This is a genomic window from Mesorhizobium sp. (assembly GCF_024509055.1).
Lineage (GTDB): Bacteria > Pseudomonadota > Alphaproteobacteria > Rhizobiales > Rhizobiaceae > Mesorhizobium.
On record NZ_JANINM010000518.1, the window covers coordinates 1 to 10048 of the forward strand.

A 10048-nucleotide genomic window follows, 5' to 3' on the forward strand; every position below is an offset into this window, starting at 1 on the left:
TCGAACCTGTCGCGCAAGATCTGGCAGAAGATCACGCTGATCGAGGACCGCCGCTGACATCTTCCGGCCTGAGGCCAGGCGACCCGCGCTTTTCCGTTTCCGCCCGGCGCACCAGCGCCACGATGCGTTCGATGGTTGGCGCCGGCGTACGCGCCTGCCTGGCAAGGCGCAGGATCGCGCCCTGCAATTCGTCGACCTCGGTCGAGCGCCCGCGTTGCAGATCGTCCCACATCGAGGAACGCGCCTCGGGATCGATCGCCAGCATGCGCCGCGCCAGCAGGCCGAACAACCAGTTCGGCAGCCTCAGCACTTGCGGCAAAAGCGATGGCGGCAGGGCGGTGATGCGCGCCGGCTCTATCCCTGTTGCCTTCATCGCGGCGAGCGCCTCTTCGATCTGGCCAGCCAGGATCAAGCGCCAACGCCGGTCGGCCAGTTCGGTCGCCAGCGGCAAATCCGAGAGCGCCGCAAGCGCGTTGTTGAGGTTCATCAGGAGCTTGCTCCACAACACCGCCCTGATGTCGGCATGGGTCTCGACCTCAAGCCCTTCGACGTCGAGCAATGCGGCAAGACCAGGCACGGCGTCCTCGATCTTGACCTTGCCGTCGCTGGCGCGATGGACCCTGAACGGTGTCTCTTCCGGCGACTGCACGATGTTGAACGGAACCATGCCGGCCAGCACGCGCCGCGCCGGGAGCTCGCCGCGCAGCCTGTCGGCATTGTCGACGCCGTTCTGCAAGCTGAGCACGATGGCATTCGGGCGGGCATGGGCGGCAATCATGGCCGCCATCTCTCCGGTCGCACCGCTCTTGACTGTCACGATGATGATATCGGCGTCGTGCAGCGCCGCTGCCGGATCGTCGGTGACTGCGAGCGCCGAAGCGGCGATGCGGCGGTCGCGCCCGTCGAGATCGCTGATCCGCAGCCCATCCCTGCGCAGCGCCTCGACGATGCGGCCGCGCCCCAGGAATTCCACCTTGCGTCCGGCAAGCGCAAGGCAGCCGCCGACATAGCAGCCGATGCTGCCGGCGCCGGCAATCGCGATCGTCTTTTGCTGGCTGGCCATGCAATCATCCCGTGCTGGTCCGCAACTATACGGCATGAAAACCATATTGTCGGCGGCATGACCGGCGATGATGTGCCATCGTGACAGGCTTGACGCTTTCGACTATCGCTTTGCCCATGAGATTGCCGACCGACCCCGCCGCCAACCTTGCCGCCCTGATCCGTTGTCCTTCCGTGACACCCGCCGAAGGCGGCGCCCTGCAAACGCTTGAAGACATGCTGAAGCCGCTCGGCTTTTCGGTCGAGCGTCCGGTGTTTCGCGAAGACGGCACACCCGACATCGAGAACCTTTACGCGCGCCGTTCGGGCAACGGCCCGCATTTGATGTTTGCCGGCCACACCGACGTCGTGCCGGTCGGCGACGAGGCGGCCTGGACGCACCCGCCCTTCGCCGCCGAGATCGCCAATGGCGAGATGTATGGGCGCGGCGCCGTCGACATGAAGGGCGGGATCGCCTGCTTTATCGCCGCGGTGGCCCGCCATGTCGAGAAGAACGGCGGCCCGAAAGGCTCCGTTTCGCTGCTGATCACCGGCGACGAGGAAGGTCCCGCCATCAACGGCACGACCAAGCTGCTAGACTGGGCGGCCGCCAAGGGCGAGAAATGGGATGCCTCGATCGTCGGCGAGCCGACGAACCCGGATACGCTTGGCGACATGATCAAGATCGGCCGCCGCGGCTCGCTGTCGGGCAGCGTCGTCGTCAATGGCCGCCAGGGTCACGCCGCCTATCCGCAGCTTGCCGACAACCCGGTGCGGGGCCTGATGAGCCTGGTCGACGCGCTCATCTATCCCGTGTTCGACAAGGGAACGAAGGATTTCCAGCCGACCAACCTGGAGGTGACGTCGATCGACGTCGGCAATCCGGCCACCAACGTCATCCCGGCGAAGGCGACAGCGACTTTCAACATCCGCTTCAACGACACCTGGACCGCGGAAACGATCCAGGGCGAGATCCACAACCGGCTCGACCAGGCCGCCGGACGCAAGAAATACCGGCCGGGCAAGAAGACCCCTGTCGACTATGAGCTGGTCTGGCGCGACCGGCCGAGCCATGTCTTCCTCACCCGTGACGAGAAGCTGATCGACACGCTGAGTGGCTCGGTGACGGCAGTGGTCGGCAAGCGGCCGGCGCTCTCCACTTCAGGCGGCACATCGGACGCCCGCTTCATCAAGGACTATTGCCCGGTGGTCGAGTTCGGACTGGTCGGCAAGACCATGCACATGGTCGACGAGCGCGTCGCGCTTGCCGATCTGGAGACGCTGACCCAAATCTACGAACGCTTCATCGAAGACTGGTTCGGACAAGGCTTGGCGTGACCATGCTTTCGGCGGACGAAACCTATGCTTCGCTGGCCGGCGCCTGGCGGCTGATGTTCGGCAAGGCCGACGGTTTGCGCATGCTCGACCTGTCGGCAGACGGCTTCTGGAATTCATTCTTCGCCATTGTCGTGGCGGCGCCGGCGCTGATCGTCAGCTGGGTGGAACTGGCCAATGAGATCGGCGATCCGACGGCCTTCACCGTCCGCCTCGGCGTTCTTGTGAGGCTGGCTACCATCGATATCGGTTCCTGGGTCCTGCCTCTGGTGGCGTTTGCGCTGGCCGCGCCGCGCGCCGGCATCGGCGGCCGCTTCGTCCACTATGTCGTCGCGTCCAACTGGGCGCAGGCGATTATTGCCTGGATGATGCTTCCGCTGGCCTTGATCCGGCTCTTCGTACCATTGTCGAGCGACGTGATCGGCCTGCTTGCCTATCTGATGTTCGGGCTGTCGCTGGTGCTGACATGGCGCATGACCAATGCGTCGATCGGCAAGGGCGCCGCGGTCGGCACCGCCGTCTTCGTCGGCATGTTCGTGGCTTCGTTGCTCGTGCTGTTCGGACTGCAGGCTCTGCTCGGGATCAATATTCCGAACGAGACGACCGGCTGATCCTTTCGAACCCGGAAGGGACGAACCTCGTGGCGGAGTCGGCATCGGTCTTTCAATCGGCCGTTATCTCAGGTATGATAATTTCATACCGACCTTGTCTCAGAGACTCGCATGTCCGCCACCGAAAAACGCACGTTCAGCCTGCCGGCCGAGCAAGCCGCCTTCATCGACCAACTTGTTCAGTCTGGTGCCTATGCAACGAGCAGCGAGGTCATCCGTGCTGGGCTCCGCGCGCTCCAAGAGCGCGATGCCGCGGTGGAGCGTTGGTTGCGTGAGGAGGTCGCTCCTACCTATGATGCTTGGAAGGCGAGCCCGGGCAAGGGCATTTCGCCGGAAGAAATGGCCGAAAGGGCGCGCAAGCGCCATGGGACTTCGCGGAAGAAGTCGTGAAGCGTCGGGCCGTCATCTATACGGCTGATGCGGGCGATGACCTCGATCACATCTACGATGTTGTTGCGCTAGCCAGCAGCGCGACAACGGCCGACCGCTACGATAGCCGTATCCGGGCATTCTGCGAGCGCCTTGATTACGGCTCTGAACGTGGCTCGCGCCGCGACGACGTACGGCCTGACCTTCGGATCATCGGGTTCGAGCGCCGGATCACGGTTGCTTTTGTTGTGGAGCCGGAACGCGTGGTGATTTTGCGCTTATTTTACGGTGGCGCGAATTGGTCGGACGATCTGGCCGAGGGCGACGTCAACTGATCGGCGTGGTCCGCCAATTGCGGATAATCGACACCTACGAGGAATAACCCGTCCGGCGGCGCCACCTGGCCGCAGGCGGCTCGGTCGCGCGCCTCGAGCGCGCCCTTGAGATCGTCAGCACTCCAGGAGCCGTCGCCGATGCGCCGCAAGGAGCCAACCATCGAACGCACCTGGTTGTGCAGGAAGGAGCGCGCCGAGGTCCGCACCTCGATCATGTCGCCCACGCGAGTGACGTCGAGGCGGTCAAGCGTGCGGACGGGGCTTTCGGCCTGGCACTGTGTGGAGCGGAAGGTGGTGAAATCATGCCGCCCGAGCAGCACTTTCGCCCCCTCGTGCATGGCCCCGGCATCGAGCCGTTTCGGCACCCACCAGACCTTGCCCTTTTCCAGCGCCGCCGGCGCGCGGCGATTGAGGATGCGGTAGAGATAGTGACGGCCGGTGGCCGAGAAGCGCGCATCGAAGCCATCGTCGACGACGGTCGCCTTCAGGATCGCGACACGTGCGCCGGCCGCCTGCAGATGGGCATTGACGGCATCGCGCACCTTGTCGCCGGGCCAGTTCCTGACCAGGTCGACATGCGCTACCTGGGCGGTGGCGTGCACGCCGGCATCGGTGCGGCCGGCGGCACGCAGCCTGACCTCTTCACCGCAGAACTTCTCAACAGCCTGCTCGATCGCCTGCTGCACCGAGGGCTGGTCCGCCTGATGCTGCCACCCGGCGAACTGGCTGCCGTCATATTCGATATCGAGGCGAAAACGCGGCATGCCAGCTTTGCTTTCGCGCTCGCCTAGGCGGCGAGAGCGGTGAAAGCGGATGCGTAGACCAGCTTGCCGGCCTCGGGCGCATCACCCCAGGCAAGCGCCTGCAGCGCCTCGCCCTGATATTCGCTGTCGAACTTTTCGGCGCGGTCATGGGTATAGCCGAAGCGGCCGTAATAGGTCGGATCGCCCAGCACCACAGCCAGTGTCTCGCCGGCCTCCTTGAGGCGGACATGCGCCTCACGGATCAGCGCGCCGCCAATGCCTGTGCCGTGGAAGGAGGGCTCGACCGCCAGCGGCGCCAGCGCCACCGCGGCAAAGCGCTTGCCGCCGTTTTGCACATAAAGCCGGGAAAACAGGATGTGGCCGACGACCTGGCCGTCTTCCTCGGCAACCAGTTCGACCACGGCATCGCCGCCATTGATCAGTGCGTCGACCAGCCCGGCTTCTGCCTGCTGGCCAAAGGCATGCTCTTCGACGAGGCGGATCGCCTCGCGATCCCGCGGCGTCGCCGCGCGTATCGACATCATGCTCATTTTAGTTTCATTCCTTTTTCGATCTTGGCCCCGCGCAAGAACTCCTGCGCGGCGGCGGGCTTTCCGCCCGCCCGTTGAACTTCGACCAACCGCACCGCGCCTGTCCCGCAGGCGACCGTCAGCCGGTCATCGAGAATTCCTCCCGACTCGCCAACGCCATCCGAGAGCGTCGAGCGAAGCAGTTTCAACCGCTCCATGCGGCCACCAATTTCGACTTCGCACCATGCGCCCGGGAAGGGCGAAAGGCCGCGAATGTGATTGTGGACTTCGCCAGAAGGCCGCGTCCAGTCTACGCGTGTCTCCGATTTATCGATCTTTCGGGCGTAGGTCACCCCCGCCTCTGCCTGTTGGGTAAATGTCAGACAATTTATCCCCAACTCGGCGAGCGCATTTACCATGAGCGAAGCGCCTTCGGCCATCAGGCGGTCGTGCAATTCACCGGCCGTCATATCGGGTTCGATGGCGACTTTTTCAACCAATGCCACCGGACCTGTGTCCAGACCTTCTTCCATGCGCATGACCATCATGCCGGTTTCGGTGTCGCCGGCCATGATGGCGCGCTGGATGGGAGCAGCACCACGCCAGCGTGGCAAAAGCGAGGCATGGCCGTTGAGGCAACCAAGCCTGGGCGCATCCAGAACGGCTTTCGGCAGCAGCAGACCATAGGCGACAACCACGGCGACATCGGCCTGCAAGGCGGCAAAGGCCAGCTGCTCGGCCTCGCCCTTCAACGATGTCGGCGTCCGCACCTCGATGCCCAACCATTCGGCCTCGCGCTGCACCGGCGAGGGCGTCAGCTCCAGCCCGCGCCGGCCGGCGGCGCGTGGCGGCTGCGTGTAGACGGCAGCGATTTCGTGGCCCGCCTCGGCGATCGCACGCAGCGTGGCTACCGAAAAATCCGGCGTGCCCATGAAGATGACGCGAAGGGGCATTGCCCCTAGCCCACCATCTTGCCAGGCGCCTTGTCCTTGGCGAGCTTCTTGAACTTCTTCACCACCATGTCGCGCTTCAGCTTCGAGATATGGTCGATGAAGAGCACGCCGTTGAGATGGTCGATCTCATGCTGCAGGCAGGTCGCCATCAGGCCCTCGGCCTGCGCCTCCTGCAACTTGCCTTCGCGGTCGAGGTACTTCACCCGCACGGAGGCGGGGCGCTCGACCTCGGCGTAATAGTCCGGGATCGACAGGCAGCCCTCCTCATAGACCGAGCGCTGCTCGGAGCTTTCGAGGATTTCCGGGTTGATGAAGACATGCGGTGCCGGCGTCTCGCCCTCCTTGGCGAGGTCGATGACCAGCATGCGCAACGGCTCGCCGATCTGGATCGCGGCAAGGCCGATGCCCGGCGCGTCGTACATCGTTTCCAGCATGTCGTCGGCAAGCCGGCGCAAATCGCCGTCGACGCGCTCCACGGGCTTGGAGACCTGGCGCAGGACGGGATCGGGAAGGATGATGAGCGGCTTGATCGACATGGCGTCTCACCTAAGACCTTGCCGGAGAAGCGTCAACCGGGGTGCCTTTTGCCTGTTCACGTTTTGATCTGTGCCAGCCAGCCGAATCGGTTATGCTGCCCGCATGAACGACATGACCTCCATCCTTTCGCAGCCGGTAGCGCGGCTCGGCGCCACCACCATCACGCTCGGCCAGGCGCTCGGCTTCGGCACGGCGCTGCTGCTGGCGTTGTTCCTGGCGCTCGCCGCCGCGCTGTGGCGCGCGGGCAAGGCGCGCGCGGTGGCCGCGGCCGAAGCCGCCGATCATGCTCGCGACACCGAGGCGCGGATGACGGACATCCTGCAGGCGCAGGCGGAGATGCAGGGCCGCATGGGCGCGATCGCCGACGTGTTCGGCGCCAGGCAGGCCGAGCTTACCCAGTCGCTGGGCCAGCGACTCGACGCCATGACGGGCCGCATCGGCCAGACCATGGCGGAGCAGACCAAGTCGACGCATGAGAGCCTAGCCAGGCTGCAGGAGCGGTTAGCGGTTATCGACACCGCGCAGGGTAACATCCAGTCCTTGGCCGGCCAGGTCGTGCAATTGCAGGCGATCCTTTCCAACAAGCAGACGCGCGGCGCCTTCGGCCAGTCGCGCATGGAGGCGATCGTCGCCGACGGCCTGCCGCACGGTGCCTACGAGTTCCAGGCGAGCCTTTCCAACGGCAGCCGGCCCGACTGCCTGGTGCGGATGCCGAACGGCGCGCCGATGCTCGCCATCGACGCAAAATTCCCGCTGGAAGCGTGGAACGCCATCCGCGCCGCCGAAGGCGCCGACATGCAGAAGGTGGCGGCACAGGCTTTCCGGCGCGACATCGAAGTTCACATCCGCGATATCGCCGAAAAATACCTGATCCATGGAGAGACGCAGGACACGGCCTTCATGTTCGTGCCGTCTGAATCGGTGTTCGCCGAGATCCACGAAAATTTCGAGGCGGTGGTGCAGAAGGCGCACCGCGCCCGCGTCGTAATCGTCTCGCCTTCGCTGTTGATGCTGTCGATCCAGGTCATCCAGGCAATCCTTAAGGATGCGCGGATGCGCGAGCAGGCGCACCTCATCCAAGATGAGGTCGTCCGGCTGATGGAAGACGTAGCGCGCGTCGACGAGCGCGTACGCCGGTTGCAGACGCATTTCGGCCAGGCCGCCAAGGATATCGACGACATCCTCGTCTCGACATCCAAGGTGACGAAGCGCGGCCAGAAGATCGAGGCGCTGGAATTCGCCGAAGGCGAAACCGAACCGCCGCGCGGCCCGGCCAAGGTAGAGGCTGGAGCACGAGTGGCCGATTCCAAGACCGGCCAGTTGCGGCTCAGGGTCGTCGAGGACGGCGACTGACCCTCTACTGCTCCTCGACGACCCTTGTGCCCTCGAATTCCGGCAGCCAGTGCAACGCCGAGCGGTGCCAGTACTGCGCCCTCGGCACCAGCTGGTCGCGCTGGCGCGCAGTGCCGACCCTGATGCCGTAGACCTTCGGTCCGTCGCCGACCGAGGTGGCGTAAAGGTGCGAACCGCATTCGCCGCAGAAACCCTGCGCCCGCCTAGCGCCGCTCGACCCGGTCTTGATGTAGACCTTGGGCGTGCCCCTGGTGATCCGGTAGTCCTCCTCCGGCACGCGGACCGTGACGCGGAAGGCGGTGCCCGTCAGCTGCTGGCAATCGGTGCAGTGGCAGATCGAGGTCTTTTCGGGATCGACCTCCGCCTCATAGGTGATAGCGCCGCAATGGCAGCCGCCGTCGATCTTCATCGAGTTCCTCCTTTGCGAGTCTGGGTCGCTACCCTAGTCCTCTTCCGAAGCCTCGGCGATAGACTTGCGCCGCCGCTCCCACGTCCCAGTCGACTGCGGCTTGACGAAAAGTCGCGCGATCTCCGGCATGTCTTCGCTCAGCCGCGCCTCCAGGCGCTCGATGCAAGCCTCGATCTCCGGCGCGGTCAGATGATCCTCGAACTCAATGCTGAGACCGGCGACGATTTCTTCGGGGCCGATGTGAACACTCAGTATGCCATTGGCGCGCTGGACCGCCGGATCCTGCTCGGCGATCGCCAGGACCTGCTTCTGCACCGCAGGAGAAGCCGGCTCGCCCAGCAGCAGGCCTTTGCTCTCGCGGGCGAGGAAGATGGCGGTCGTGCCGAGGATAATCGCAATGCCGATCGAGCCGACGCCATCAAGCTCCGGGATTCCCAGCAGCTCTGACGCCAGTATGCCGGCGAAGGCGACGATAAGCCCGAGCAGCGCCGCGCTGTCCTCAAAGAGCACCGTGTAGACGCTCGGGTCTTTGCTGCGGCGCACTGCCTCGAACCATCCCTGCCTGCCCTTTTGCTGGCGGAACTCTTTCAACGCCACCAACCAGGAACTGCCCTCGAACAGGAAGGAAAGGCCAAGCACTATGTAGTTGATCTTGGCATTGGCCACCGGTTCCGGTGCCATGATGTGGATGATGCCTTCGTAGAAGGAAACACCGGCTCCCAGCGCAAACACCAGAAGTGCCACGATAAAGCTCCAGAAATAGAGCTCGCGGCCGTGGCCTAGTGGGTGGGTTCGATCAGGCGGGCGCGCGGCGCGGTGCATGCCGTAGAGCAAAAGCCCGCCATTGCCGGTATCGACCAGCGAATGCACGCCTTCCGACAGCATGGCGGAACTGCCGGTGAAGAGCGCCGCGGCGAATTTCGTCAGCGCGATCGCCAGATTGCCGGCCAGCGCGGTATAGATAACCCTCTTGGAACCGCTGTGCCCTGCCATCCGCCACCTGACTTTGCCGGCCCTCGCAACCGGCCGGTCGATGCTCCACACACAATGCGTGAGGCACCGCGAGGTTCAAAGCACGGAGCCTGTTCGGCAAGGGAAATGGCTGACATACGGCTAGCCGGCTTCCCGAGTGGCGGCAAACCACTTGCAGTCCGTCATTTCTCTTGTTTCACTTGGTTGCCCACAATGGAGGAACGAATCATGGCTAAAGGTGCGATGAAGGCGGGCAAGGAAGCCCGCAAGCCGAAGAAGGACGCGAAAAAGCCGGTCGCGGCTCCGGCTCTCAAGGCGCCGCCGGTCAAGGCGACGAGGCTGAAGGACAAATAGGCCCGAGGGGCGAATAGATTCCGGGCGATCCGTTTCGGCGCGGATGTTTAAAACCGGCGGCATGACAATGCTGCCGGTGTTTTGTTGAATGGGGTGGAAGAACTGCCTATATGACGGGCGCGAGGACGACCTCGTTTTCCTGAAAAATCGGCTGGGACGACCCGCCATTTAGAGCATCGGACGGTTCCGATGTCCCAATGGAGTGTTTACGATGTCCTGGATTTTTCTTTTCTTCGCCGGCCTGTTCGAGATCGGCTGGGCGATCGGCCTCAAATACACCGACGGTTTCTCGAAGCTGACCCCGAGCGTGCTCACAGTCGCCTCGATGGTCGTCAGCCTCGGCCTGCTCGGCCTGGCGCTGAAGGATCTGCCGGTCGGCACCGCTTATGCGATATGGACCGGCATCGGCACCGTCGGCACGGCGTTGCTCGGCGTCTGGTTGCTCGGCGAACCCGCGACGGCGATGCGGCTTGCCTGCATCGGCCTGATCGTCTGCGGCATCGTCG

Annotated in this window: 14 protein-coding genes; 7 read left to right on the forward strand and 7 right to left on the reverse strand. The window is 64.2% G+C overall.

The window, feature by feature from the left end:
• Positions 1-31: 31 nt before the first annotated feature.
• Positions 32-1063, reverse strand: coding sequence for a 2-dehydropantoate 2-reductase (locus tag Q0L57_RS30500; protein WP_296746805.1), 1032 nt, complete (start codon positions 1061-1063; stop codon positions 32-34).
• A gap of 116 nt (positions 1064-1179) precedes the next feature.
• Here Q0L57_RS30500 and dapE point away from each other — a divergent pair, with 116 nt between their 5' ends.
• The 4 genes from dapE (at position 1180) to Q0L57_RS30520 (ending at position 3691) form a co-directional block, all read left to right on the forward strand.
• Complete coding sequence (gene dapE, locus Q0L57_RS30505; protein WP_296746806.1) at positions 1180-2379, forward strand: succinyl-diaminopimelate desuccinylase; 1200 nt, start codon at positions 1180-1182, stop codon at positions 2377-2379.
• A gap of 2 nt (positions 2380-2381) precedes the next feature.
• Positions 2382-2987 (forward strand): transporter, encoded by a 606-nt coding sequence (locus Q0L57_RS30510; RefSeq protein ID WP_296746817.1) that lies wholly within the window; start codon positions 2382-2384, stop codon positions 2985-2987.
• A 111-nt stretch (positions 2988-3098) separates the two neighbouring features.
• A complete protein-coding gene (locus tag Q0L57_RS30515) occupies positions 3099-3377 on the forward strand; it encodes a type II toxin-antitoxin system ParD family antitoxin (protein ID WP_296746807.1) in 279 nt (92 codons plus the stop codon).
• Positions 3374-3691 carry a type II toxin-antitoxin system RelE/ParE family toxin gene (locus tag Q0L57_RS30520; protein ID WP_296746808.1) on the forward strand — a complete coding sequence of 106 codons (318 nt, stop codon included), beginning with the start codon at positions 3374-3376 and terminating at the stop codon, positions 3689-3691. The genes Q0L57_RS30515 and Q0L57_RS30520 overlap by 4 nt, the downstream gene beginning before the upstream one ends.
• Here Q0L57_RS30520 and truA read toward each other — a convergent pair.
• Genes truA through def form a run of 4 tightly spaced genes read right to left on the reverse strand, consistent with a single transcriptional unit; the run spans position 3640 to position 6453 of the window.
• Entirely contained in the window at positions 3640-4455 is an 816-nt protein-coding gene (truA, locus tag Q0L57_RS30525; protein ID WP_296746809.1) for a tRNA pseudouridine(38-40) synthase TruA, read from the reverse strand. The genes Q0L57_RS30520 and truA overlap by 52 nt on opposite strands.
• Positions 4456-4478: 23 nt before the next feature.
• Positions 4479-4985: a GNAT family N-acetyltransferase gene (locus tag Q0L57_RS30530; protein ID WP_296746810.1), complete on the reverse strand. Its 507-nt coding sequence runs from the start codon at positions 4983-4985 to the stop codon at positions 4479-4481.
• The gene (fmt, locus tag Q0L57_RS30535) at positions 4982-5917 is read right to left on the reverse strand and encodes a methionyl-tRNA formyltransferase (protein ID WP_296746811.1); all 936 of its coding nucleotides are present in this window, start codon (positions 5915-5917) and stop codon (positions 4982-4984) included. Before fmt ends, Q0L57_RS30530 begins: the two co-directional genes overlap by 4 nt.
• 5 nt (positions 5918-5922) lie before the next feature.
• A complete protein-coding gene (def, locus tag Q0L57_RS30540; protein ID WP_296746812.1) occupies positions 5923-6453 on the reverse strand; it encodes a peptide deformylase in 531 nt (176 codons plus the stop codon).
• A 103-nt stretch (positions 6454-6556) separates the two neighbouring features.
• Between def and Q0L57_RS30545 the strand changes: the two genes are divergently transcribed.
• Entirely contained in the window at positions 6557-7807 is a 1251-nt protein-coding gene (locus tag Q0L57_RS30545; RefSeq protein WP_296746813.1) for a DNA recombination protein RmuC, read from the forward strand.
• Between the two features lie 4 nt (positions 7808-7811).
• Here Q0L57_RS30545 and Q0L57_RS30550 read toward each other — a convergent pair whose 3' ends face one another.
• Both Q0L57_RS30550 and Q0L57_RS30555 read right to left on the reverse strand, forming a co-directional pair.
• Entirely contained in the window at positions 7812-8216 is a 405-nt protein-coding gene (locus tag Q0L57_RS30550) for a GFA family protein (RefSeq protein WP_296746814.1), read from the reverse strand.
• Between the two features lie 33 nt (positions 8217-8249).
• Entirely contained in the window at positions 8250-9209 is a 960-nt protein-coding gene (locus tag Q0L57_RS30555; protein WP_296746815.1) for a cation diffusion facilitator family transporter, read from the reverse strand.
• A 207-nt stretch (positions 9210-9416) separates the two neighbouring features.
• Between Q0L57_RS30555 and Q0L57_RS30560 the strand changes: the two genes are divergently transcribed.
• Both Q0L57_RS30560 and sugE read left to right on the forward strand, forming a co-directional pair.
• Positions 9417-9542, forward strand: a complete 126-nt coding sequence (locus Q0L57_RS30560) for a hypothetical protein (protein ID WP_107648933.1) — start codon at positions 9417-9419, stop codon at positions 9540-9542.
• 211 nt (positions 9543-9753) lie between these two features.
• Positions 9754-10048, forward strand: a 295-nt coding sequence (gene sugE, locus Q0L57_RS30565) for a quaternary ammonium compound efflux SMR transporter SugE (RefSeq protein WP_296746816.1), incomplete at its 3' end; no start/stop codon positions are given.